The organism is Janibacter zhaoxuefangae (assembly GCF_050271985.1).
In the GTDB taxonomy this organism is placed as follows: domain Bacteria; phylum Actinomycetota; class Actinomycetes; order Actinomycetales; family Dermatophilaceae.
On record NZ_CP189849.1, the window covers coordinates 1,056,867 to 1,080,593 of the forward strand.

Here is a 23,727-nt window from a genome sequence, read left to right on the forward strand (position 1 = left end):
CGTGGTCCCGGACACGCCGGGGCGCCGCGCGAAGGAGGGCACATGCAGGGGATGGACGGCTTCGAGGACATCGCGGCTGGCTACGACCGCTTCACGCTCGAGGCGGCGGACTCTCCGTGTTTCGCGGCGTGGGCGGCGGGCGTGCGGGACGACCCGGAGGTGCTCGCCCTGCTGGCGACGCTGCCGGTGCCCAAGCGACAGCCCAACCTCGTCTTCGCCGCGGCCCGCTGGCACGGCGCCGTCCCCGGGGCGTACCGAGAGCTGCGCGAGGTCCTCCTCGAGCGCTGGCCCGAGGTGTCGGCCACCGTGCTGGAACGGGCGACCCAGACCAACGAAGTGGGCCGGTGTGCGACCCTGCTGCCGCTCCTCGCCTCACTGCCGCAGCCGCTCGCCCTCCTGGAGGTCGGCGCCAGTGCCGGGCTGTGCCTCCAGCCGGATCGCTACTCCTACATCTATGACGTCGACACGGGGGAGAGCGTGACGCTCGACCCGAACGACGGCCCGAGCCCCGTGCGCCTGCGGTGCAGCGTGGGGCAGGACGTGCCACTGCCCACGGCGCCCGTCGAGGTCGTGTGGCGGGCCGGCGTGGATCTCAATCCGTTGGACGTCACCGACCGGGGGGCCATGCGTTGGCTCGAGACGCTCGTCTGGCCGGAGGCGGAGGAGCGACGCGCCCGGCTGCGCGGTGCCATCGACATCGCCCGCGCCGAACCGCCGCGTCTCGTGCGTGGTGATCTGTTGGCCGAGGTCCCGGCCCTGGCCGCGCAGGCGCCGTCGGACGCGACCCTCGTCGTCTTTCATTCGGCCGTCATCGCCTACCTCGACCCGGAGGGCCGCCGCGCCTGGGACACCCTCGCGAGGGAGCTGCCGGGCCACTGGATCAGCAACGAGGGGCCCACGGTCCTGCCGGCCGTCACGGCGACGGCGACCTCGCCGGCGCCCGCGGGGATCCCCTTCGCGCTGGCGCTCGACGGGGTCGTGCGGGCCTGGTCGCACCCGCACGGGCGCAGCCTGCACTGGTGTTGAGACGGCGCTGGTGTTGAGACGGCGCCGGTGTTGAGACGGCTCTGGTGTTGAGACGGCACTGTTGAGGCAGCTCAGGCGAGCAGGTGCACCACCCAGGTGAGGCCGAGGACGAAGGCCGTCGCCAGGGGCATCGTGAGGGCGCCGAGCAGGCGCCCGCCGACGCCGCCCGAGGGGCGCTCGCCGGGGGCGAGCACGGGGTCGTCGGTGTGGTCGCGCCAGGTGAGGACCGCGCCGGCCGCGAGCGACAGCAGGCCCACGGCGGCGAAGGTGGCCGCTGGCCCCTCGAGTGCCGCGCCGGGCAGACGGGCCATCAGCGCGACGCTGGCGGCGACGAACAGCGCGATGACCAGGCCGGTCAGCCAGACGCTGGTGGTGAGCACGCGCAGGGCTCCGGAGATCCACCCGACCACCACGGCGAGCAGGAGCAGGGTGAGGGCGAAGGCCGCGAGGTGTCCCCAGCTCAGCGATACCGCGGTGCCGCTCAACCAACCCTCGAAGGCCGTGTTGGTCAGGAGCAGGCCGACCAGGCCGAGGAAGGCCGCCGCGATGGTGCGCACGCCGATGCCGCCTCGGCCGGAGTTCGAGCCGGGCGTCGACGCGGGCACGGTGGCGGCGAGGTCGCGGGCATAGGTACGCGGGTCGCCGAACACGTCGTCGGCCCGTTCGCCCGACTCGGCGACGTGCGTCTCGACGGTGACCAGCGCATCGCCGATCCGGTCGCCGGGCACGTCGAGGAGGCGCTGCTCGAGGATGAACGCCTCGACCCAGCTGCGGTCGACGCTGGGGGCGAGGGCGACGGGATCGCGATGGGTGGCCGGTGACTTCTTCGTGTGGTCCATGTCAGTTCCCCTCCTGGGTGAGCGCGTCATCGATGAGCGCTCGGGTGGTCGTGGTGAAGGCAGCCCACTCGGCCGCCTGTCGGTGTGCGTGCTCGCGGCCGGTGCGGGTGAGCGCGAAGAACTTGCGGCCGGGGCCGCCGTCGCCGGGCCGCCACTCGACCTCGACGTGCCCCGCCTGCTCGAGGCGGCTGAGCAGCGGGTAGAGCGTGCCGCCCTTGACCGTGCCGAGGCCGGCCTCGGCCAGTGCCTGGGTGAGTGCGTAGCCGTAGCTGGGACCCTCCAGGAGGATCCGCAGGACACAGACGCCGAGCGCGCCTCGCAGCCACTCACTCGGCCACTCGAGTTCCGATGTCATTGCTAGATAGTGACACTGACTAGTAAGACACGTCAACTACTCGGGTGGGCTCGGTGCTCCGTGCTCGACCACGGCTGTCGGTGGCGGTCTCTAGCGTCGTCGGTGTCGGCAGGACATCCCCGCCCACGAGAGGAGTGATGACGATGATCGTCGAGTGCAGCACCTGCCCCGTCCGGGGCCTGCAGTGTGACGACTGCATGGTCACCGCGCTCATGCCCGAGGGGGTCGAGCTCCCGCTCGATGCCGCGGAGCGCATGGTCGTGACCCGGCTGGTGCGGGCCGGCCTCGTCCGCCCCGACGTCGCGGCAACGGCCACCGCGCGCCGCGAGCCGTGGGAAGTGCGGCGCGTCGTGGCCGGCTGAGTGGCAGCTCCTGCGTGCAGGGGAGGCCCGGCCGGGTCACCTACGATGACTCGGTGATTCCCGCCCGCCGATCGTGCCGTCGCCTGACCGCGTCTGCGCTGGGAGCGGCCCTGGCCGTGACACTGGTCGGATGTGAGGTCCCTGGATCCGAGTACGCCGACCCCGCCACGACGCCGACGAGCGTTGCCGCGGGTGGTGCCACGACGGCTGACTCCTCGGGTGCGAGCACGGCGACGGCACCGGCCTCGCCGGGGCGGACGTCCGCGTCGGCGGACGACGAGAGCACCGGAGCGAGCGCGGGGGATGACTCCACCGGCAAGTCCGGTGACGGTGTGTCCCGGGCGTTGGAGCATCTCGACGGACTGGCCGTCGTGCGCACCGGCCGACTGACCGTGGCAGCGCCGTCGCGGGCGCAGGCCCTGGCCCATCTGGACGTCCTCCGTCGCTCCGCGGCGCGGGTCGAGGCCGCGTGGCCGGCCTGGACCGAGCACGCCGTCGTCATCGTCCCCCGCGACGCGGGCGAGATGAGCAACCTGCTCGGGAACGCGACCTCGAGCGAGGTCGCGGCCGTGACCATCGGACCGGTGGCATCGGCCGGGTTCGGCAGCCGGCAGCGGGTCGTCCTCAACCCGGTCGTCCTGGGCGACCTGACCGAGCGCGGTCGCCTCGTCGTCCTCACCCACGAGCTCGCCCACGTGGCGATCCGATCGACCACGGGGGAGGACACGCCGCTCTGGTGGTCCGAAGGGCTCGCCGAACACCTCGCCCATGCCGGGCTGTCGGGGACCGGAGGCACCGACGCCCTGGCGAGCCAGCTGGCAGCCCGGGGCCTGCCCGAGCACCTCCCCACGAAGGCCGACTTCGATCCGAGCTCACCCGGCGGCGGGGACCTCCTCGCCCAGTACCAGGCCGCGCGCATCGCGATCGACCTCCTCGTCGAGGAGCACGGGCTGGCTGCCGTGCGCGAGGTCACGAGACGAGCCGCTCACGGATCCGGCGGGCCGACGCGGCGGATCGACACCGCGATGAAGCAGCAGTGGGGCAGCGGCATCGACGAGGTCACCCGCCAGTGGCGTGCCCACCTACGCGAAGGCCTCGGCTGACCGGTCTGGTCAGCCGAGGCCCTCACGGACGGTCAGCCGTAGATCGCTTCGATCTGCTCGTCGAAGTCCCGCAGGACCAGATTGCGCTTGAGCTTCAGCGACGGCGTGAGGTAGCCGTTCTCTTCGGTGAAGTCGCCCTCGAGGACCACGAACTTGCGGATCGACTCGGCCTTGGAGACGGCCTTGTTGGCCTCGTCGACGGCCTCCTGCAGGGCCGCGAGCACCTTCTCGTTGGTGCGCGCCTGCTCGGGGGTCAGGCCGGCCAGGTCGTGGTTGGCGGCCCAGCCGGGGAGCATCTCCTCGTCGAGGGTCACGAGCGCGGCGATGAAGGGCTTCTGGTCGCCGACGACCATCGTCTGCGAGACGAGCGGGTGCGCGCGCAGGCGGTCCTCGAGCACGGCGGGGGCGACGTTCTTGCCGCCGGCCGTCACGAGGATCTCCTTCTTGCGGCCGGTGATCTTGAGGTAGCCGTCCTCGTCCAGCTCGCCGATGTCGCCGGTGTGGAACCAGCCGTCGACGATGGCGGCGGCCGTCGCCTCCGGGTTGTTGCGGTAGCCCTTGAGGACGTTGATGCCCTTGATGAGGATCTCGCCGTCCTCGGCTACGCGCAGGGAGACACCCGGCAGCGGCGGGCCGACGGTGCCGATCTTCACGTTCGCCGGGATGTTGACCGCGGCGGGTGCCGTGGTCTCGGTCAGGCCGTAGCCCTCGAGGATCGTGACGCCGATGCCCCGGAAGAAGTGGCCCAGACGCGTGCCCAGCGGCGCGCCGCCCGAGACGGCGTACCCGACCTGGCCACCCATCTTCGTGCGGATCTTGCTGTAGACGAGCTTGTCGAAGACCGCGTGCAGCGCCCGCAACTTGAAGGGGACCGCACCCTTGTCGAGAGCCTCCGAGTAGGCGATGGCCGTGTCGGCGGCCTTGTCGAAGATCTTGCCCTTGCCATCGGCCGTGGCCTGCTCCGAGGCCTTGTTGAAGATCTTCTCGAAGACGCGGGGGACGGCGAGGATGAAGGTCGGCTTGAAGGACGCGAAGTCGCCGAGGATGTCGGTGAGGTTCGAGCTGTGCCCCATCCGGGCCTCGGCAACGACGCAGAGGACCTCGATGAAGCGAGCGAAGACGTGCGCCAGCGGGAGGAACAGCAGGGTGGAGGCGTTGTCACGCAGGACGACCTCACCGAGCTTGCCGATGGTGTTCTCGGCCAGGCCGAGGAAGTTGTCGTGGGTCAGCTCGCAGCCCTTGGGGCGCCCCGTCGTGCCCGAGGTGTAGATGATGGTCGCGATGGTGTCGCGGCCGATGGCCTCGCGGCGGGCGGCGACGGCGCTGGCGGCGACGCCACCGGCCTGCAGCTCGTCGAGGTCTCCGTCGTCGATCTGCCAGACGTGGGCGAGGTGCGGGAGGTTGCCGCGCACGGACTCGATCACGCCCGCGTGGGCAGCGGTCTCGACGACCGCGCCGACGGCGCCGGAGTCCTTGAGGATCCACTCGACCTGCTCGGGGGAGGACGTCTCGTAGATCGGGACGGCCACCGCGCCGGCGGACCAGATGGCGAAGTCGGCCAACGTCCACTCGTAGCGCGTCTTGCTCATGATCGCGACGCTGTCGCCGAGACCGACGCCGGCCGCGATGAGGCCGGAGGCGAGGGCGTCCACCTGGTCGGCGAACTCCGTCGTCGTGATGTCACTCCAGCCGGATCCGGATCGCGCGGAGAAGGCCACTCGCGTGGGCTGGTTGTTCGCATTCCGACGCGGGAGGTCGGCGAGGCTGTCGGTGGGGGCGCCCTCGACGATGAGGGGCATGACGCTGTCCTGCACGGAAGTACTCCTAATGGATGCGGATCTCTCTCCGAACCATACCCAGCGTGACGGCCGTGCCGGAGGGAGCATGGCCACACCGATCGCGCGCTAGTCTCCACGGCATGGCAGACAGCACCGAGGCGAGCATCCTCATCAACGCCCCCGCGGCCGACGTCATCGACGTCATCGCCGACTTCGAGGCATATCCGGAGTGGGCGAAGGAGGTCAAGAACGTCGAGGTTCTCGGTGAGGACGGCGGCGGTTGGGCCGACCGGGTGACCTTCACCCTGGACGCCGGAGCCGTCAAGGACACCTACACCCTCGAGTACGACTGGGCCATCGCCGAGGACGGCACGGGCGAGGTCAGCTGGAACCTCGTCGAGGCGACGATGCTCAAGCAACTCGACGGCGCCTACCGGCTCGAGGCCCAGTCCGAGGACAGCACCCTCGTGACGTATGTCCTGACCGTCGACATCAAGATCCCCATGCTCGGCATGCTCAAGCGCAAGGCCGAGAAGATGATCGTGGACACCGCGCTGAAGGATCTCAAGAAGCGCGTCGAGGGCTGACCCGGGACGTGTCCCCGCAGATCGTCCTCTACACCGGCAAGGGTGGCGTCGGGAAGACCACGGTGGCGGCCGCGACGGCCGCCGGTGCCGCGCGGGCGGGGCTTCGCACCCTGGTGCTCTCCACCGACCCCGCGCACTCGCTGGGTGACGCCCTCGGCGTCGACCTCGCGCACGGCGACGGGGAGCCGGTGCCGATCGAGGCCGGACTGGATGCCCTGCACGTGACGCGGGCCCGGCGCGTGGAGCCCGGCTGGGACGTGGTGCGGGGCTACCTCGAGGAGGTCCTCGACCGGCTCGGGGTCGATCCCGTGCTCGCCTCGGAACTCACCTCCCTGCCCGGCGCCGACGAGATGGCGGGCCTGCTGGAGTTGGGCGAGCGGGCCCGCACGGGGACGTGGGACCTGATCATCCTCGACTGCGCGCCCACGACCGAGACCCTGCGCCTGCTGTCGCTGCCCGAGGCGGCGGCGCGGCAACTGGGACGGCTCGTGCCGGTCCTCGCCCGTTGGCAGCGGGTGCTCAGCGTGCCGGGCGGGCCGCTCGTCGGGATCCCGCAGCCGAGCAAACGGGTCCTCGATGCGGTGCGTGGATGGCAGGACGACATGCTCGGGGTGCGCGACGTCCTGACCGGACCCGAGGCACGCATCCGCCTCGTCACCACGCCGGAGCGGATGGTCATCGCCGAGGCCCGCCGGACGTGGACGACCCTCTCCCTGCTCGGGTACGGCGTCGACGCCGTGGTGGTCAACAGGGTCCTGCCCGAGGCCGATGGCGAAGGGGTCGAACCGGGCTGGCTCGCGGGGTGGAACGCCGCCCAGGCCAAGGGGCTGGACGACATCGCGGATTCCTTCGCCGGGTTGGCCCAACCCCGGGTGCCCTACCTTCCGGAGGAGCCCGTCGGGGTGGCGGCGCTCGTCGACGCGTGGGAGCGGATGGAGCACCTCGGTGACCTCGGGTCGGAGGCCGGGACGGGTGCGCCAGAGCGTGGCGCGCCGGGACGGGCTGCGGGTGGCCTGACGATCGAGCCCGACGGAGACGGCTTCCGCCTGCGCCTGCCGCTCCCTTTCGTCACCGCGGGGGAGGTGCACGTCGAGCGGACCGCCGACGAGATGGTCCTCGAGGTGGCCGGCCACCGGCGGGTCATCGTGCTGCCGGCCGTTCTGAGACGATGCGACGTGGCACGCGCCGGGGTCCGACGGGGCGTGCTCACCCTTCACTTCGTTCCCAACCCTCAGGAGTGGCCCGATGGCTCCCGCTGACGGCGAACAGGTCGGCTCCGTGGCGCAGGAGGCGGCCCGGTTCCTCGCGGCGCTCGGCCAGCACGCGGAGGCGTCCTCATCGCGAGCCCCGCGGCGCGATGACTCTCGCGACGAGTCCCGTGCCGAGCACGACGACCACGCGGATCACGACGCCCACGCGGATCACGCGGAGCACGAGGAGCGCGAGGAGCGCGAGGAGCACCCCGACCGAGTGTGCGGCTGGTGCCCGCTGTGCTCGGCGGCCCGCGGCCTGCAGGCCGTGGCGCCGGAGAGCCTCGACCGGCTCGGCGCCGCCATCGTCGCGCTCGGCGACGCCCTGCGCGACGTCGCCACGTCGGCGTTGCGACCCGATGCCGATGCCGGGTCTGCGGCGCCCTCCGGGTCGGCCGACCGCGGCGGCTCGAGCCGGGTCGTGCCCGTCGTCGATGACGATGCTGACGACGACCTCCCCGACGACGATGCGGATGACCACACCGAACTCGACGGGCAGGAGCGATGAGCCTCGCCATCGGGGTCGACATCGGTGGGACAAAGGTCGCCGCCGGCGTCGTCGACGAGACGGGACGCGTGCACGACCGATCCCGCCTCGACACCCCCGAGCGCTCGCAGAGCCCGGCCGTCGTCGAGGAGACGCTCCTGCGCACCGTGGCGCCGCTGCTGGAACGGCACCCGGACGTGGTGGCCGTCGGGGTCGGCGCGGCCGGCTTCGTCGATGCGGAGCGCGGCACCGTCGTCTTCGCGCCGCACCTGTCGTGGCGCGACGAGCCCCTGCAGCACGCTCTGGAGGAGCGGCTCGAGGTCCCGGTCCTCGTCGACAACGACGCCAACGCCGCACTGTGGGCCGAGTCGCGCTTCGGGGCGGCCCGAGGCGCCGACCACGTCGTCATGATCACGCTGGGGACGGGCATCGGTGGCGCCATGCTCATCGGTGGTTCCCTCGTGCGTGGCCGCTACGGCCTGGCCGGGGAGTTCGGCCACATGCAGGTCGTGCCCGGCGGGCTGCGCTGCGAGTGCGGCAACCGCGGCTGCTGGGAGCAGTACTCCTCCGGGAACGCACTCGTCCGGGAGGCGCAGTCGCTCGTCAGCGCGCGCAGCCCGATGGCGGCGGACCTGCTGGCCCGGACGGGAAACGACCCTCACCAGCTGACCGGTCCGCTCGTCACCGAGGCGGCCCAGGCGGGCGACGCCACCGCCATCGAACTCTTCGGGGAGATCGGCCACTGGCTCGGGGTCGGCCTCGCCAACCTCGCTGCGGCCCTCGACCCGGCGACCTTCGTCATCGGCGGTGGGGTCAGCGCGGCCGGCGAGCTCCTGCTCGCACCCGCGCGACGCACCTACGCCACCCAGCTGTCGGGGCGCGGACACCGTGCCCTCGCCGACGTCGTCGTCGCGGAGCTCGGCAATGAGGCCGGCCTCATCGGCGCGGCCGATCTGGCCCGTCGACACGCTCTCCACGAAGGGGGACCGGCGTGAGGACCATCCGCATCGCCTCCTACAACGCACGCGCCTTCAAGGACGACCGGGCGGCGCTCGCCCGCGTCGTGCGGGCCATCGACCCCGACGTCCTGTGTCTGCAGGAGGTGCCGCGTGGCCCCTTCGTCGGGCACCGGGTCGCCGGGTTCGCGGCCGAGTGCGACCTCGTCTGGTCGGGGCGTGCCGGGCGCAGCGGACAGACGACGATCCTCACGTCGATGCGGGTCGACGTCCTCGAGGCGCGCCACCATGCGCTCAAGGTCGTCTCGCGGCTCGACACCCGAGGCTTCGCCGTCCTGCGGGTCGCGGCGCCGGGGTACCGCCCGGTCAACGTCGCGAGCGTCCACCTCAGCCTTGACGAGGACGAGCGGGAACGGCACGCCCACACGATCCTCGAGACCCTCGGCGACATCGATCAGATCGTCCTCGCGGGGGACCTCAACGAGAAGGAGGGCGGCAGGGCCTGGAGTTACCTCGCCCAGCCCCTGCGGGTGGTCTCGCCGCGCATCCCCACCTTCCCGGCGCGCGCCCCCCGGAGCGCCATCGACGTCGTCTTCGCGTCACCCTCGATCCGCGTCCGGCCCCACGTCGAGATTGACCTGCCGACCGCGGACCTCGTGGCCGCGACGGATCATCGCCCCATCTGGATCGACATCGAACTCGACGCGCTGACGCCCCGTGAGGAAGCGGTGGGTGAGGTCGTCGAGGAGATCGCCCAGGACGCCGGCGCCCCGGACCTCAGCCAGAACTGAGGTCAGACGCGGGCGCCGTGATCCGGGTCGTCGTGGCGCTCGGGGGGTTGGCGCAGCACGACGAGCGCCATGCCGCCGACCGTCAGGCCGAGCGCGATCCACGTCCACCACCCGGAGACCTCGGGTCGGGCGATGACGAGCCAGAGCAGGAGCAGCGGCCCCGTCGTGAGACCGATCAGGGCACCCCAGAAGTGGAGGTCCTCCTGCGGGGGCAACGGCGCGGGCGCCGGTGGCGCCCAGTGCTCCTCGTCCTCGTCGTCGCGGGACGACGGACCGTCCTGGAAGACGGCGTCGGCGATGGAGTGCTGCGGGGCACTCGCGCGCCACGGCACGTTCGTGGACCCCTTGAGCGGTCCGCCGGCCGAGGGGGTGTCGTCCGCCTTCTCCGTGGTGTCGGTGCTGTCGGTGTCACCGGTGCTGACGGTGTTGTCGGTGTCACCGGTGCTGACGGTGTCGTCGGAGCCGACGGGTGCGTCGTCGGCAGGCTCGACCGCAGGCTCGACGGGGGGCTCGACGGGGGGCTCGACCACCGGATCATCCGCGGTGGTGTCCCAGCCCGCGACGATCGCGTCGAAGCGCGCGTGCAGGTCATCCTCGGGCGCACCCATGCGTGTGCCCGCCGTCAGGCCGTGACGCGGTCGATGAAGGCGGCGCTCTCGTCGAAGATGACGGGGGCGTCGTTGTCGATCGTCGCCACGTGGTAGCTGTCCTCGAGGACGATCTCCGTCACGTCGGTGCTGGAGATCCGCGAGAGCAGGAGCGCCGAACTCGATGCCGGCACGACGTTGTCCACCGCGGACCGGAGCAGGAGCACAGGCTGCGACACGGCGGGCAGGTCACGGATCACGGTGTCCCACAGCTGCGTCTGCGAGTGCAGGGCGCGCAGCGGGACCCGGTCGTAGGCGCCCTCGTCCTGACCCGGCTTCTTGATGTCGTTGCCGATGCCCGGCAGCGACGGGACGAGACGTTTGAGCAGCGGCAGGGCCTTGAGGCGGACGTCCTCGACCTTGATCGCCGGGTTGACGAGCACGAGCCCGGCGACGTCGTCGTGGTGCTGCTGCGCCAGCCGGGTGGCGAGGGCGCCGCCCATCGACAGGCCCACGACGACCACCTTCCGGCAGGTGGCGCGGAGCGCGAGGAACTCGCGCTCGACCTCGCCGTACCAGTCGTGCCAGGTCGTGCGGTTCATCTCCTGCCACGTCGTGCCGTGGCCGGGCAGGCGGGGGAGCCGGACGGTGTAGCCCTGCGCGGCGAGGTGCTCGGCCCACGGCCGCATGCTCTTGGGCGACCCGGAGAAACCGTGGACGACGAGGACGCCCACGTCACCCCCGTCGTGCGCGAATGGCTCGGCTCCCGGTGCGACACCCATGTCATCTCCGTCGTGCTGTCGTGGTGGTTCCGTCGTGTTCGTGGGACGCCCCGATCCTCGCACGCGGAAGGGGGCCACGGGCACGCACGTCCACGACCGTGACGAGCCTCGACAGGACCGCCGTGCAGCGCCCGGTCGTGCGGTAGCGTTCCCGGCGTCGCACCTACGGGAGGTGCGTGCGCGCACGGGAGGTGCACCGTTGCTCTACTGGTTCCTCAAGCGGATCGTGCTCGGACCGGTCCTGCGGGTGCTCTTCCGGCCCCAGGTGGAGGGCCTCGAGCATGTCCCGGAGACCGGCGGGGCGATCTTCGCGAGCAACCACCTCTCCTTCTCTGACTCGATCTTCCTGCCGCTCGTGCTCGACCGGCGCGTGACCTTCCTGGCGAAGGCGGACTACTTCACCGGGCGCGGCCTCAAGGGGCGCGCGACGGCGACCTTCATGCGTGGCGTCGGCCAGGTCCCCATCGACCGCAGCGGCGGCAAGGCGAGTCAGGCGGCGCTCACCTCGGGGCTGCGCATCCTGCGGCGTGGTGAGCTCCTCGGGCTCTACCCCGAGGGCACCCGTTCGCCCGACGGGCGACTCTTCCGGGGTCGTACCGGCGTCGCCCGGATGGCGCTCGAGGCGGGCGTCCCGGTGATCCCCGTGGCCATGATCGGCACCGACAAGGCCCAGCCGACGGGCCAGATCATCCCCAACGTGATGCGCATCGGCGTCAAGATCGGCGAGCCTCTCGACTTCTCCCGCTACCAGGGCATGGAGGACGACCGGTTCGTCCTGCGCTCGATCACCGACGAGATCATGTACGCCCTGATGAAGCTCTCCGGCCAGGAGTACGTGGACATGTACGCCACGTCGATGAAGGACCGGATCGTCAGCGCCGCGAAGGCGCGGGCGCGGCAGGTCCAGGAGGCAGCCAAGCCCGGGCGCGCGGCCAAGGAACTCGAGGAAGCCCTCGGCCTCGACGAGGACGGCCCCACGACGGACCGCGATGAGCCGCGCGGGCGCGACGCCGACTGACGGGTGCCGTTGATGGGGGCGAAGGCACACGACGACAGCGCGGACGGCGCACGGGGCAGGCACGGGGGCGCGTTGCGCGTCGGCGTCTTCGACCCGACCAGTCAGGTCTCGGCGGGGCGCGAGCAGTTCATCGTCGCGGGCGAACGCGCCGTCATCGGTTACCGCTTCCTGACGTTGGCCTATGCGGCCGTCCTGATGTGGACGTGGCGCGACGAGATGACGCGTCCGGCCGTCGTCGTCGGGGCGCTCGTCGTCCTGCTCGCGTGGGCCGTCGTCCAGGCGGTCATCGGCCGGTTGCGTCCGGCCTTCGTCGCCATCGAACTCGTGCTCGTGGTCGCGGCCATCATGTCGGCCTGGGCCGCCTTCCCGCGTGACGTCATCGTGGGTGGGGCCCCCACCGTGCCGGGCATCGTCGCGGGAGCGCCCGTCATCGGCGGGGCCCTGTTGTGGGGCGTTCGTGGGGGGCTCGCCGCGGTGGTCCCCATCGCCATCGCCGACGTCGTCGTCGTGCACGAGCCCAACGGCGGGACGTGGCACAACATCGTCCTCCTGATCGTCCTCGGGACGATCGTCGGGTTGGCGGCCTCGACGGCCCGCGCCAGTCACGCGCTCCTCGTCGAGGCGTTGCGGGCCAAGGAGCGCCTCGACGAACGCGAGCGGCTCAACCGGATCGTGCACGACGGCGTGCTGCAGACGCTGACCTTCATCCACCGCCGCGGCGGGCAGATCGGCGGCGCCGCGGTGGAGCTCGCCGACCTGGCCGCCGGCCAGGAACGCGACCTGCGCACCTTCGTCACGCGCGCCCGGGCGGCCGGCGATCCCGAGCGGACCGAGGACACGGAGCGAGACCTCGCGACGACGTTGGCACGCCACCGCTCGCCGACCGTCGACGTCGCCCTCCCGGTGGGGCCGGTCAGGCTGCCCGAGCGGGTCGTGGCCGAGGTCGATGCCGCCGTGCGGGCGGCCCTCGACAACGTGGACGCGCATGCGGGCGAGGGTGCGCTCGCCTGGATCCTCGTCGAGGACCTGGGCCGCGAGGTCGCCGTCACCGTCCGGGACAACGGCGCCGGCATGGCCGACGGCCGCCTCGACGAGGCGGCGTCGGACGGGCGAATGGGGGTCTCCTCGAGCATTCGGGGGCGCATCGAGGACCTCGGGGGCCGGGCCGAGTGGCGCTCGCGCCCGGGGCACGGATGCACCGTGAGCCTGACCGTCCCCCGGGCCAGCCCGGGGGACTCGACCGGCAGGCCACCGGGGGCGACACGAGGGACGTCACCGGGGGCGACACGAGGGACGACGAGGGAGAACCAGCCATGAGCGTGACCGTCCTGGTCGCCGACGACCACCCCATGTGGCGCGACGCGTTGGCGCGCGACCTTCAGGCCAACGACCTCGAGGTCGTGGGGACGGCCGTCGACGGCCCGTCCGCCGTGGCGCGGACGCGGGCCACCCAGCCCGACGTCCTCGTGCTCGATCTCCACCTGCCCCACCTGAGGGGCGACGAGGTCTGCCACGCCCTGTCGGACCTCAGCACCCACATCCTCATCCTCTCCGCGAGCGGCGAGGAGAGCGACGTCCTGGCGGCCATCAAGGCGGGCGCCTCGGGCTACCTCGTGAAGTCCGCATCGAGCGAGGAGATCGTCGCCGCGGTGCACGCGACGGCCCGCGGGGAGGCGGTGTTCACGCCGGGTCTGGCCGGGATGGTGCTCGGCGAGTTCCGCGAGATGGCCGACGGTGGAGCACCGGCGAGCGGACGTCGGAGCCGGCCCGCGCCGGAACTCACCGCCCGGGAGACGGACATCCTGCGCCTCGTCGCGACCGGCATGTCCTACAAGGAGATCGCGGCCGATCTCGTCCTCTCTCACCGCACGGTGCAGAACCACGTCCAGAACATCCTCGGCAAGCTGCACCTGCACAACCGGGTCGAGCTGACGCGCTTCGCCATCAGCCGCGGACTCGACGAGCCGCGCCTGGACTGAACCCGGACGGGACACCGAGCACGGCTTGCCCGGATGGCGGGCGCGTCCACGACGAATGGGGGCGGCGCTTATCCTTGCCGGGTGACCACGACGACCCCCGCAGAGCCCAAGAGCGTCCTCCCGGACGCGACCTCCCTCCCGGCCGCACAGCAGCCGGAGTGGCCGGACGCGACCGCACTCGCGTCCGTCGTGGAGCAGCTCGCGACCTATCCGCCGCTCGTCTTCGCGGGCGAGTGTGACGACCTTCGTGACCGGATGGCCGCGGCCGCAGCCGGCGAGGCCTTCGTGCTCCAGGGCGGCGACTGCGCCGAGACCTTCGTGTCCGCGACGGCCGACAACATCCGCGACCGCGTCAAGACGATCCTGCAGATGGCCGCCGTCCTCACCTACGGCGCCTCGGTGCCGGTCGTGAAGATCGGCCGGATGGCCGGTCAGTACGCCAAGCCTCGCAGCAGCACGAGCGAGACCCGCGAGGGCGTCACCCTGCCCGCCTACCGCGGCGACATGGTCAACGATTTCGAGTTCACCCCGGAGTCGCGCACGCCCGACCCGCAGCGTCTGATCACCGGCTACCACGCGGCCGCCTCGACGCTGAACCTCGTGCGCGCCTTCACCCAGGGTGGCTTCGCCGACCTGCGCTACGTGCACGAGTGGAACCGCGGCTTCGTCGCGAACTCGGCCAATGCCCGCTACGAGGGTCTGGCCCGCGACATCGACAAGGCGATGAAGTTCATGGCCGCCTGCGGTGCGGACTTCGAGGCCATGCGGGCGACCGAGTTCTGGTCGGCCCACGAGGCGCTGCTGCTCGACTACGAGCGGCCGATGACGCGCGTGGACTCCCGAACGGGCGACCTCTACGACACCTCCGGCCACTTCGTGTGGATCGGTGAGCGCACCCGTCAGCTCGACGGTGCCCACCTCGACTTCGTCTCCCGCATCCGCAACCCGATCGGGATGAAGGTCTCGGACAAGGCCCAGCCGGACGAGCTGCGTCGAGTCATCGACCTCCTCGACCCGAACCGCGAGCCGGGCCGCCTGACGCTCATCACGCGCATGGGTGCTGGCACGATCCGCGACGCGCTGCCGCCCGTCATCGAGGCGGTCCAGTCCACCGGGGCCGTCGTGACGTGGATCTGCGACCCGATGCACGGCAACACGTTCGAGTCGACGACCGGCTACAAGACGCGTCGCTTCGACGACGTCGTCAACGAGGTCGAGGGCTTCTTCGAGGCGCACCGGGCGATGGGTTCCGTCCCCGGCGGCATCCACGTCGAGCTCACCGGCAACGACGTCACCGAGTGCCTCGGTGGCGCGACCGAGATCAACGACGAGGACCTCAACAAGCGCTACGAGAGCGTCTGCGACCCGCGGCTGAACCACCAGCAGAGCCTCGAGCTCGCGTTCCTCGTGGCCGAGATGCTCAGCCGCGACTGACGTGGCGTCCTTCCGCGCCGACCTGCTGTCGGACACCCTGACCAAGCCGACGCCCGCCATGCGGGCGGCGATGGCCGACGCCGAGGTCGGCGACGACGTCTTCGGCGAGGACCCGACGGTGGCGGCGCTGGAGTCCCGGGTGGCCGAGCTGCTCGGCCATGAGGCCGGTCTCTTCACGCCGACCGGGTCCATGGCCAACCAGCTCGGGGTGCGCCTGCACGTCGACGTCGGCCAGGAGCTCATCGCGGATCAGCTCGCGCACGTCCTGCGCGCCGAGCTCGGCGCCGCAGCCGCCTTCTCGGGCATCACCTCGCGCTCGTGGAGCAGCACGCGCGGGCGGCTCGACCCGGAGAGTCCCCTCGGCCTCATGGCGCCGGGCGCCGACCCCTATCAGGTGTCCACGGCGCTCATCGTCCTCGAGAACACGCACAACTTCGGCGGCGGCACCGTCCAGCCGATCGAGGCGATCCGCGAGGTGCGACGCGTCAGCCGCGAGGCCGGCGTCGCGATGCACCTCGACGGCGCCCGGCTCTGGAACGCCCACGTCGCCACCGGCGTCCCGCTCGCCGACTACGGCCGCGAGTTCGACACCGTCAGCGTCTGCCTCAGCAAGGGTCTCGGCGCCCCCGTCGGCTCCGTGCTCGTCGGGTCCGCCGAGAAGATGGCCGCTGCTCGGATCTGGCGCAAGCGGTACGGCGGCGGGATGCGGCAGATCGGCATCCTCGCGGCCGCCGGACTGCACGCGCTCGACCACCACGTCGAGCGGCTGGCCGAGGACCACGCGCGCGCGGCCCGCTTCGCCGCGCTCGTCTCCCAGGCCGTCCCCGAGGCGCTCGACGCCGCGGCGGTGGAGACCAACATCGTCATCGTCGACGCCACGGGATCCGGTCGGACCTCTCGGGAGGTCACGGCGGCTGCGGCGGAGCGGGGCGTCCGGATCTATCCGGTGACCCCGACGAGCGTCCGCCTCGTCTGGCACCTCGACGTCGACGACGAGGCGACCGACCTCGCGGCGCAGGTCATGATCGACCTGCTCTCCCAGGACTGATCCGCCGCGGTCCGTCGCCCGCCCGCCCGAGCGGCAGCGCGCGTCACGGCTCGTGGTGCAGGGCCTCCGAAGGCGGGTCGACGTCGGCCCGGACATCGCTGCGGCGACCGCCCAGCTCGGCGATGTACATCCCGGCGAGGACGAGCCCACCACCGAGCGCCATGCGTGCGGTGAGCGACTCGCCCCCGAGCAGCACGGCGAAGAGGGCCGCGAAGACGGGTTCCAGGGTCATGACGATGGCCGCGCGGGTCGCGGTGAGGTGCGACTGTGCCCAGGTCTGCGCCCACAGCGCGACGGCGCCGGCGATGAGCGCCATGTAGAGCAGCGAGAGCCACTGTCCGCCGTCGGCCGGGAGGGTGACGCCGTCGGGGGCGGCGATGACCAGGCAGAGGAGCCCGATGACGACGGCCTGGACCGTGGCCAGCCCGACGGCCGTCGACGCGGTGCTCCAGCGTCCGAGTCCGATGATGTGCAGGGCATACAGACCGGCTGCCAGCAGCGTGAGGCCCTCGCCGGTGCCGACCGCAACGCCGCGTAGGGCCAGCACCGCCAGCCCGGCGGTCGCCAGTCCGACCGCGAGCCACGTCGACCGGGGGAGCCGATCGCGCAGGAGGAAGGCGCCGATGACGGGGGTGAGGACGACGTACATCCCCGTGATGAAGCCCGACACGGAGGCGTCGGTGTGCTCGAGCCCGACGGTCTGGAGCAGCTGGGCCACCCCGTAGAGCAGCCCGAGCACGACGCCGATCCGCAGTTGGCGCCGGTCGAGGGCGCGGACCTGACGGTGGAAGAGGGCGCCCATCGCGACCGCTGCGATGAGGAACCGGACGGCGAGGAAGTCGGCCGACGGGACGTGCGCCACGAGGTCGCGGATGAGGAAGAAGGTCGAGCCCCACACGGCGGTGACGCTGATCAGCAGCAGGGTGGCGAGGGTCGCGCCCGAGGGCGCTGTGGCGGTCACCCGGGCCGTGGAGGACCGGGTCATGTCGGGATCAGGCATCGGTCAGACGACCACGAGGGTGACGCTGCTGCCCTTGATCGCCGAGGTGCCGCCGCCGGGCGTGCTCGTCCGGACGGTCCCGAAGATGCCACCGAGGTAACGCTCCACCTTCACGGTGAAGCCGGCCTCCTTGAGGATCCGGATCGCGTCCGCCTCCTGCCTGCCCTGGACGTCGGGCACGGTCACCATCTCGGGCCCCTTCGAGATGCGCAGGGTCACCGTGTCGCCGCGGAAGAGGGTCGCGCTCGCCTGATCCTGACTGATGACGGCGCCCTTGGGGACCTGCGGGTCGAAGACGGGGTCCTCGCGCACGACCTTCAGGCCGGCCGACTCGAGGATCGACGCGGCCTCATCGGCGGCCTTGCCGGCGACCTGCGGGACGGCGATGGGCTCGCGGCCCTTGCTGACGACGAGGGAGACGGCGGCGCCGCGCTTGAGCTGCTCGCCGGCCTCGGGGCCGGTGCGGATGACCTTGCCGGCCGCGATCTCCTCGTGGAACTCCTCGCTCGTCGTGCCGGCGGTGAGGTTCTCCCCGGCGAGAGCGGCCTTCGCCTCGTCGACCGTGAGGCCGGACAGATCGGGGACGCGGAAGCGCTCCGGGCCCTTGGAGAGGGTCACCGTGACGGTCGTGCTGCGACGGATCTCGGTGCCCGAGGCCGGGTTGCTCGTGATGACTCGGCCGGCGGCGACCTTCTCGTCCCACGTGCGGCGCTCCCGGTGGCCGAGGTCGGCCGCCTCGAGGAGGGCCGCGGCCTCGGCCGACGTCGTGCCGTCGAGGTCGGGCACGAGCGTCGTCGAGCCGGGACCGGCGGTGAACCACCACGCCGCACCGCCCCCACCGAGCAGGATCGTCAGCGCGAGCAGGAGCGCGGCGATCCGACCTCGGCGGGGACGGAGGGCGGGTGAGTGCGAGGGAGGGGAAGGGGGCCGGTTGCCGGAGGCCGCCACCGGGGAGGTCTGCCCCGTCCGGCCGAGGGCGCGCGTGGCGCCACCGGGGACGAAGGCGGCCGTGGCCGCGCCACGGGACGCGGTCGCCGCGGCGGGTCCCGTGGGGCGGGCGTCCAGTTCCGCGGGGGAGAGGTGCGCCCGGACGGCGCGGACCGCCTCCCGCAGCGCGTCGGCGTCAGCCGGACGGTCCTGCGGGTCGCGGCTCGTGGCGTGGGCGATGAGGTCGTCGACGGCCGGGGGCACGGAGCCCTGGACGCTCGCGGCGGTCGGCAGTCCGCCGTGCACGTGCTGGTAGGCCACCTGGATGGGCGACTCGCCCGTGACCGCCTTCCGGCCGGTGACCATCTCGAAGAGCAGGAGCCCCGCGGCGTAGACGTCGCTGCGGGCGTCGGCGGTGCCGCGCTCGACCTGCTCGGGGGAGAGGTAGGCGACCGTGCCGAAGACGACGCCCGACTGGGCCGTGGCGGTCTGTGAACTGATGGCGCGGACGAGACCGAAGTCGGCGACCTTCACCATGCCGTCGTCGCGGATGAGCACGTTCTCCGGCTTGACGTCGCGGTGGACGAACCCGGCCCGGTGGGCGGCGCCGAGACCCTGGAGGATCTGGTCGAGGAGGTCGAGGGCGGCCCGAGGGGTCAGCGCACCCTCGTCGGTGAGCACCTGGCGCAGGGTTCGGCCGGGCACGTACTCGAGGGCGAGGAAGGCGTGCCCGCGGTCCTCTCCCTGGTCGTGAACCTGGACGACGTGGGGGTGCGAGAGGCGGGCGATGCTGCGGGCCTCGCGCCGGAAGCGGGTGACGAACTCCTCGTCGCGGGCCAACTCCGGGCGCATGACCTTGAGGGCGACCTCGCGGTCGAGACGCGTGTCCGTGGCGAGGTAGACCGCGGCCATCCCGCCGTCGGCGAGGTGTCGCTGCACGGCGTAGCGCCCGTCGATGAGTTCACCGACGAGGCTGCTGTTCACGGGCGCGGACACCACAGAAGTCTACGAACCTCCTCAGGCCGTACCGGGCTCGGTCACATCCGGGCGCGGAAGTAGTTGACGTTGCGGACGTACTGCTGGGTGTCGGCGTACATGCCGTTGGCCTGCACGGAGCCGAGGCCCTGGTAGTAGCCGGCGATGACGTGGTTGCGGCTGTCCGTCATCCGGGTCAGCTGGCGCAGCAGGACGACACCGGCGGTGACGTTGTCCTGCGGGTCCAGCGGGTCGAGGCGGCGGCCGACGAGCTCCGAGGTCCACTCGACCGTCGACGGGATGACCTGCATGACGCCGACGGCGTTGGCCACCGACACCTGACGCTGGTCCCAGCCGGACTCCTGGTAGGAGATGGCGAGCGCGAGGCGCGGGTCGACGCCGTGCTGACGCGCAGTCCGGGAGATCAGCGCCCGCATCTGCTCACGCGTGGGAACGGAGCGCGTGGCGAGCGTGGCGCGGTTGCGGTCCGAGGCGGAGACGATCGCGCCGCTGTAGGTGCGGCCGGCGAAGGTGTTGCCCTTGTGGTGACCGTTCGTCTTGGTCTTCGTCTGGCGTGCCGGGGTGGCCGCGCGGCTCGCGCGCGAACCCGTGACGGCGAGGCGCTCACCGGGGTGGATGAAGGCGCTGGCCGGACGGTGGTTGAGCTTGAGGAGCCGGCTCAACGACATGTGGTGCGCGAGCGCGATGTCCGAGAGCGTCTCGCCGGCCCGCACGGTGTGGTGCGTGGTCGAGCGGGCGGCCCGGCGGGTCTTCGTGGCCGTCGCCGTGGCCTTGCGCTGGGCCGTCGCGGCCGTGCCGCTGACGCGCAGTCGCTGCCCGGGGTGGATGAAGGTGTCACCCGAGATGTCGTTGAGCGCGCGGAGCCGATCGAGGCTCATGTGGTGGCGCGCGGCGATGCCGACGAGTGTGTCGCCCGCGCGGACGGTGTAACCGCCGGTGGCGCGCGCGGTGTGCCGGGCCTTGGCTGCCTTCGTCGAGTGTCCTGCGCCCCGCGCGGGCGCGGCGCCGGATCCGGAGCGCGGCACCCAGATGTCGAGGCCGGTGTAGATCATCCGGTTGGGTCCGAGCTTGTTGCGGACCGCGAGCGCGTTGACGCTGACGTTGTGCTTGAGCGCGAGGTCGTAGAGGGTCTCGCCGGCTCGAACGGTGTGCTTCGTCCACCCGCGCGGGGCCGTCTGGGCGGCGGTGTGCACGCCCATGGGGATGTCGAGGGTGACGGGTGGGGGCGCGGTGGCGGGGCCGTGGAGGAAGAAGGGTGCCATGGGTGCCGAGGCCTTCCGTGAGGAGCGAGCGTCCGACGCCGCGACAGGCGCTGTGACGACAGGCGCTGTGACAGACGTTGTTAGCGGGGCAGATGGGACTCGTGTGACTTGTGTGATTGCTGTTTCGGGACGCTACACGAGGCCCGTGCCGCGGTGCGGGACGCGCGCCGACCGCGTGCCGCACCGCTCGCGGGTTAGGCTTCGCGCCGTGAACACCCCGGACGAGACCCCCGCCACCGACGCCGCCACCGACGAGGTCTCCCTCGAGTCCCTCGTGGGGGACTGGCTCACCGTCCCGGACCTGGCCGAGCGGCTCGACCTGCCGCTGTCGATCGTGCGCCGCCTCATCGACGACCGCGAGGTCCTGGCCCACCGCATCGGTGAGCGCAAGGTCGTGGCCGTGCCCGCCGCCTTCCTCGACGAGGAGGGGATCATCCCCTCCCTCGCGGGCACCTTCACCGTCCTCGCCGACGGGCGGATGAACGACGAGGAGATCCTGCGCTGGCTCTTCACGCCGGACGACACCTTCCCCGGCGGCAGCGCCATGGGCGCCGTCCACGCCGGCTTCAAGACCGAGGTGCGGCGACGCGCCATGGAAGAGGCGCTCTGACCCTCACCCCGGGCGAGGGTGCGTGCTGACGCTCCGTCTCGGACGGCGCGGGTTCAGGTGGCGCGAGCGGTCGTCACGTCGACGAGATCGGCCAGGACCTTGGCGGCCTCGGGCTCGAGGTCCCCTTCCGCGGCCGCGAGCGCCTCGTGCGCCGTCGCGGTCAGCGCGGTGATCTCGGCCTCGATGGCCGAGACGGCTCCGGAGTCGGTGATGACCTGTCGCAGGTCGGCGACGTCCTGCGGTGTGAGGTCGGGGGAGCCGAGCCGTCGGGCGAGCAGGTCGCGACCCCGCTCGTCGGCCCCGTCGAGGGTGTGCGCCACGAGGACCGTGCGCTTGCCCTCGCGAAGGTCGTCCCCGGCAGGCTTACCGGTCGTGGCCGGGTCGCCGAAGACACCGAGCAGGTCGTCCCGCAGCTGGAAGGCCTCGCCGAGCGCCAGGCCGTAACGGGAGAGCGCCGCCAGCGGCTCGTTGGCCAGCCCGCCGACGAGGGCGCCGATGAGGAGCGGGTGCTCGATCGAGTACTTCGCACTCTTGTAGTGGATGACTCGCCGCGCACGGGTCAGTCGCTCCGCCGAGTCCAGTGCGTCCCAGGGCCGGACCGACTCGACGACGTCGAGGAACTGCCCCGCCATGAGCTGGGAGCGCATCCGGTCGAAGAGGGCCCGCCCGCGGGCGAGGTCGGCATCGGGCAGCCCGGCGGTGGCATAGAGCTCGTCCGTCCAGGTGAGGCAGAGGTTGCCGGCGAGGATGGCCCCGGCAGCCCCGAAGCGGTCCGCGTCGCCGGTCCACGCACGGCGCTGGTGGTCGGTGGCCAGCGAGCGGTGGGCGGCGGGTGCGCCGCGGCGGGTGTCGCTGTCGTCCATGACGTCGTCGTGGAGCAGTGCCGCGGCCTGGAAGAACTCCATCGACGTCGCCAGTCGGATGGCGCCGTCGGAGTCCGGGCGGCCGGCAGCCCGCAGCCCCCAGTAGAGGAAGGCGGCGCGCAGGCGCTTGCCGCCGCTCAGCAGGGTGCGGATGGCCGCGAGGAGGTCGTCGACGTCGGGTCCGAGTTCGGCAAGGACGTCACCCTGGGTCGCCAGTTCGGCGTCGATGCACTCCTGCACCCGAGCGCGCAGCCCAGCGGCGCTGAGGGGGTCGGACACCATGGCTCCCGGGTCGTGGCTTTGAGGCGTTCTCACCTGTCGTCGCCCCGAAGCCTACGACCTGACCCTCGACTACCCTCACCCGCATGGTCGCCCGTAGTCCCCGCCCCGCCACGAGAGGCTCCTCCATTCCGTCCCGCCTGCGCGCGGACACGGTTTCGATCAGCTTCGAGTTCTTCCCGCCGAAGGACGACGCGGGTGAGGAGGTCCTCTGGGACGCCATCCGCCGGCTCGAGCGGGTGCGCCCCGATTTCGTCTCCGTGACGTACGGGGCGGGCGGCACCACCCAGGACCGCACCGTGCGCGTCACGCAGCGGATCGCCGCGGAGACGACCTTGACCCCGCTGGCGCACCTCACCTGTGTGGACGCCTCGATCGCGCAGCTGCGCGGCGTCATCGGGCAGTACGCGGCCGCGGGCGTCCGGGACATCCTCGCGCTGCGCGGCGACCCGAAGGGGGATGTGCGCGGGGAGTGGATCGCCCACCCCGAGGGGCTCAGCCACGCCGACGAGCTCGTCAGCCTCGTGCGGTCGCTCGGGGACTTCACGGTGGGCGTCGCGGCGTTCCCGGACGGGCACCCCGAGTCCGCCGACTTCGCGGCCGACGTCGAGACCCTCGTGCGCAAGGCCGATGCCGGGGCGACCTACGCGGTGACCCAGATGGTCTTCGACGCCGACAGTTACCTGCGGCTGCGCGATGCCGTGGCCGCCCGTCGCGACCTGCCGATCACCCCGGGGCTCATGCCCGTGACGAACGTCCGGCAGATCGCGCGGATGGCGGAACTCATGGGCACCCCGATGCCCGACGCGGTGCTGTCGCGACTCACGGCCGTCGAGGGTGACCCCGCGGCCGTGCGCGAAGTCGGCGTCGAGATCGCCACCGAACTGGCCGAGCGGATGCTCGCCGAGGGCGCTCCGGGGCTGCACTTCATCACCATGAACCGCTCCACCGCGACCCTCGAGGTGCACGACAACCTCGGCCTGGAGCGCAGTTCGCTCGCCGGCTAGGCGAGCACCCTCGGTCCACCCTCGCGGACTTGAGCGCTGTCACCGCCTACAGGTACATTCGAACATGTGTTCGAACGACCGTTCGAGTGGGTCGAGCAGGTCAGTGTCGAGGAGTGCGTCATGGTGCGGCGGTACGAGGAGCAGGTCGAGGTCAGGGCGACGAGGGAGCCGGAGCAGTTCATGTGGCGGGGGCGGCTCTTCGTCGTCCGCGAGGTGATCGACCAGTGGCAGGAGCGGGGCGCCTGGTGGCGTGATCCCGGGGAGGCGAGCGACGAAGGCGGCCCGCGCCAGGTCTGGCGCGTCGCCGCCAGTGCCGGTCGGCACGGCGTCCCGGGGGTCTACGACCTCGGCGCGGCCGGTGCGGCGTGGACGCTCCTGCGAGCCCAGGACTGAGGGCGGCG

At 72.1% G+C, this 23,727-nt stretch carries 25 protein-coding genes; 16 read left to right on the top strand and 9 right to left on the bottom strand.

What is annotated here, in order from left to right; genetic code table 11:
- Positions 1-42: 42 nt before the first annotated feature.
- Positions 43-1,026 (top strand): DUF2332 domain-containing protein, encoded by a 984-nt coding sequence (locus ACQBAS_RS04985; protein ID WP_427385283.1) that lies wholly within the window; start codon positions 43-45, stop codon positions 1,024-1,026.
- Positions 1,027-1,097: 71 nt separating this feature from the next.
- On the opposite strand, the gene ACQBAS_RS04990 is transcribed toward ACQBAS_RS04985, so the two are convergent.
- Together ACQBAS_RS04990 and ACQBAS_RS04995 are read right to left on the bottom strand one after the other, a co-directional pair.
- Positions 1,098-1,865 (bottom strand): hypothetical protein, encoded by a 768-nt coding sequence (locus ACQBAS_RS04990; protein ID WP_427385284.1) that lies wholly within the window; start codon positions 1,863-1,865, stop codon positions 1,098-1,100.
- A gap of 1 nt (position 1,866) precedes the next feature.
- A complete protein-coding gene (locus tag ACQBAS_RS04995; protein WP_427385285.1) occupies positions 1,867-2,220 on the bottom strand; it encodes a PadR family transcriptional regulator in 354 nt (117 codons plus the stop codon).
- 137 nt (positions 2,221-2,357) lie between these two features.
- On the opposite strand from ACQBAS_RS04995, the gene ACQBAS_RS05000 reads away from it, so the two are divergent.
- Together ACQBAS_RS05000 and ACQBAS_RS05005 are read left to right on the top strand one after the other, a co-directional pair.
- Positions 2,358-2,582, top strand: a complete 225-nt coding sequence (locus ACQBAS_RS05000) for a hypothetical protein (RefSeq protein ID WP_427385286.1) — start codon at positions 2,358-2,360, stop codon at positions 2,580-2,582.
- Between the two features lie 53 nt (positions 2,583-2,635).
- Positions 2,636-3,685: a hypothetical protein gene (locus ACQBAS_RS05005; protein WP_427385287.1), complete on the top strand. Its 1,050-nt coding sequence runs from the start codon at positions 2,636-2,638 to the stop codon at positions 3,683-3,685.
- A gap of 32 nt (positions 3,686-3,717) precedes the next feature.
- Here ACQBAS_RS05005 and ACQBAS_RS05010 read toward each other — a convergent pair whose 3' ends face one another.
- Positions 3,718-5,499 (bottom strand): AMP-dependent synthetase/ligase, encoded by a 1,782-nt coding sequence (locus ACQBAS_RS05010; RefSeq protein WP_427385288.1) that lies wholly within the window; start codon positions 5,497-5,499, stop codon positions 3,718-3,720.
- A 104-nt stretch (positions 5,500-5,603) separates the two neighbouring features.
- On the opposite strand from ACQBAS_RS05010, the gene ACQBAS_RS05015 reads away from it, so the two are divergent.
- From ACQBAS_RS05015 to ACQBAS_RS05035, 5 genes are read left to right on the top strand one after another with little or no spacing between them, the layout of a single operon-like run.
- Positions 5,604-6,050, top strand: coding sequence for an SRPBCC family protein (locus ACQBAS_RS05015; protein WP_427385289.1), 447 nt, complete (start codon positions 5,604-5,606; stop codon positions 6,048-6,050).
- 8 nt (positions 6,051-6,058) lie between these two features.
- Positions 6,059-7,309: an ArsA family ATPase gene (locus ACQBAS_RS05020; protein ID WP_427385290.1), complete on the top strand. Its 1,251-nt coding sequence runs from the start codon at positions 6,059-6,061 to the stop codon at positions 7,307-7,309.
- Positions 7,296-7,808 carry a hypothetical protein gene (locus tag ACQBAS_RS05025; RefSeq protein ID WP_427385291.1) on the top strand — a complete coding sequence of 171 codons (513 nt, stop codon included), beginning with the start codon at positions 7,296-7,298 and terminating at the stop codon, positions 7,806-7,808. The genes ACQBAS_RS05020 and ACQBAS_RS05025 overlap by 14 nt, the downstream gene beginning before the upstream one ends.
- Complete coding sequence (locus ACQBAS_RS05030; protein WP_427385292.1) at positions 7,805-8,782, top strand: ROK family glucokinase; 978 nt, start codon at positions 7,805-7,807, stop codon at positions 8,780-8,782. The genes ACQBAS_RS05025 and ACQBAS_RS05030 overlap by 4 nt, the downstream gene beginning before the upstream one ends.
- The gene (locus ACQBAS_RS05035; RefSeq protein WP_427385293.1) at positions 8,779-9,534 is read left to right on the top strand and encodes an endonuclease/exonuclease/phosphatase family protein; all 756 of its coding nucleotides are present in this window, start codon (positions 8,779-8,781) and stop codon (positions 9,532-9,534) included. The genes ACQBAS_RS05030 and ACQBAS_RS05035 overlap by 4 nt, the downstream gene beginning before the upstream one ends.
- A gap of 2 nt (positions 9,535-9,536) precedes the next feature.
- Here the strand turns inward: ACQBAS_RS05035 and ACQBAS_RS05040 are convergent, their stop codons facing one another.
- Together ACQBAS_RS05040 and ACQBAS_RS05045 are read right to left on the bottom strand one after the other, a co-directional pair.
- Entirely contained in the window at positions 9,537-10,142 is a 606-nt protein-coding gene (locus tag ACQBAS_RS05040) for a hypothetical protein (protein WP_427385294.1), read from the bottom strand.
- Between the two features lie 14 nt (positions 10,143-10,156).
- Positions 10,157-10,903: an alpha/beta hydrolase gene (locus ACQBAS_RS05045; protein WP_427385295.1), complete on the bottom strand. Its 747-nt coding sequence runs from the start codon at positions 10,901-10,903 to the stop codon at positions 10,157-10,159.
- Between the two features lie 199 nt (positions 10,904-11,102).
- Here ACQBAS_RS05045 and ACQBAS_RS05050 point away from each other — a divergent pair, with 199 nt between their 5' ends.
- From ACQBAS_RS05050 to ACQBAS_RS05070, 5 genes are all read left to right on the top strand, one after another.
- Complete coding sequence (locus ACQBAS_RS05050) at positions 11,103-11,921, top strand: lysophospholipid acyltransferase family protein (RefSeq protein WP_427385296.1); 819 nt, start codon at positions 11,103-11,105, stop codon at positions 11,919-11,921.
- A gap of 12 nt (positions 11,922-11,933) precedes the next feature.
- A complete protein-coding gene (gene macS / locus ACQBAS_RS05055; protein ID WP_427385297.1) occupies positions 11,934-13,238 on the top strand; it encodes a MacS family sensor histidine kinase in 1,305 nt (434 codons plus the stop codon).
- Complete coding sequence (locus ACQBAS_RS05060) at positions 13,235-13,900, top strand: response regulator (protein WP_427385298.1); 666 nt, start codon at positions 13,235-13,237, stop codon at positions 13,898-13,900. Before macS ends, ACQBAS_RS05060 begins: the two co-directional genes overlap by 4 nt.
- A gap of 81 nt (positions 13,901-13,981) precedes the next feature.
- Positions 13,982-15,334 (top strand): class II 3-deoxy-7-phosphoheptulonate synthase, encoded by a 1,353-nt coding sequence (locus ACQBAS_RS05065; RefSeq protein ID WP_427385299.1) that lies wholly within the window; start codon positions 13,982-13,984, stop codon positions 15,332-15,334.
- A gap of 1 nt (position 15,335) precedes the next feature.
- Positions 15,336-16,382 carry a threonine aldolase family protein gene (locus ACQBAS_RS05070; protein WP_427385300.1) on the top strand — a complete coding sequence of 349 codons (1,047 nt, stop codon included), beginning with the start codon at positions 15,336-15,338 and terminating at the stop codon, positions 16,380-16,382.
- Between the two features lie 43 nt (positions 16,383-16,425).
- Here the strand turns inward: ACQBAS_RS05070 and ACQBAS_RS05075 are convergent, their stop codons facing one another.
- Genes ACQBAS_RS05075 through ACQBAS_RS05085 form a run of 3 tightly spaced genes read right to left on the bottom strand, consistent with a single transcriptional unit; the run spans position 16,426 to position 20,567 of the window.
- On the bottom strand, positions 16,426-17,367 hold the full coding sequence (locus ACQBAS_RS05075; RefSeq protein ID WP_427385301.1) for a DMT family transporter: 942 nt from the start codon (positions 17,365-17,367) through the stop codon (positions 16,426-16,428).
- Positions 17,368-17,385: 18 nt separating this feature from the next.
- Positions 17,386-19,305, bottom strand: a complete 1,920-nt coding sequence (gene pknB, locus ACQBAS_RS05080; protein WP_427385302.1) for a Stk1 family PASTA domain-containing Ser/Thr kinase — start codon at positions 19,303-19,305, stop codon at positions 17,386-17,388.
- Positions 19,306-19,346: 41 nt separating this feature from the next.
- A complete protein-coding gene (locus ACQBAS_RS05085) occupies positions 19,347-20,567 on the bottom strand; it encodes a LysM peptidoglycan-binding domain-containing protein (RefSeq protein WP_427385303.1) in 1,221 nt (406 codons plus the stop codon).
- Positions 20,568-20,775: 208 nt separating this feature from the next.
- Between ACQBAS_RS05085 and ACQBAS_RS05090 the strand changes: the two genes are divergently transcribed.
- A complete protein-coding gene (locus ACQBAS_RS05090; protein WP_427385304.1) occupies positions 20,776-21,177 on the top strand; it encodes an Rv2175c family DNA-binding protein in 402 nt (133 codons plus the stop codon).
- Between the two features lie 53 nt (positions 21,178-21,230).
- Here the strand turns inward: ACQBAS_RS05090 and ACQBAS_RS05095 are convergent, their stop codons facing one another.
- Positions 21,231-22,319: a polyprenyl synthetase family protein gene (locus tag ACQBAS_RS05095; RefSeq protein WP_427385582.1), complete on the bottom strand. Its 1,089-nt coding sequence runs from the start codon at positions 22,317-22,319 to the stop codon at positions 21,231-21,233.
- 86 nt (positions 22,320-22,405) lie between these two features.
- Between ACQBAS_RS05095 and metF the strand changes: the two genes are divergently transcribed.
- Positions 22,406-23,326 carry a methylenetetrahydrofolate reductase [NAD(P)H] gene (gene metF, locus ACQBAS_RS05100; protein WP_427385305.1) on the top strand — a complete coding sequence of 307 codons (921 nt, stop codon included), beginning with the start codon at positions 22,406-22,408 and terminating at the stop codon, positions 23,324-23,326.
- A gap of 66 nt (positions 23,327-23,392) precedes the next feature.
- Entirely contained in the window at positions 23,393-23,719 is a 327-nt protein-coding gene (locus ACQBAS_RS05105) for a DUF6504 family protein (RefSeq protein WP_427385306.1), read from the top strand.
- The last annotated feature ends 8 nt before the right edge of the window (positions 23,720-23,727 follow it).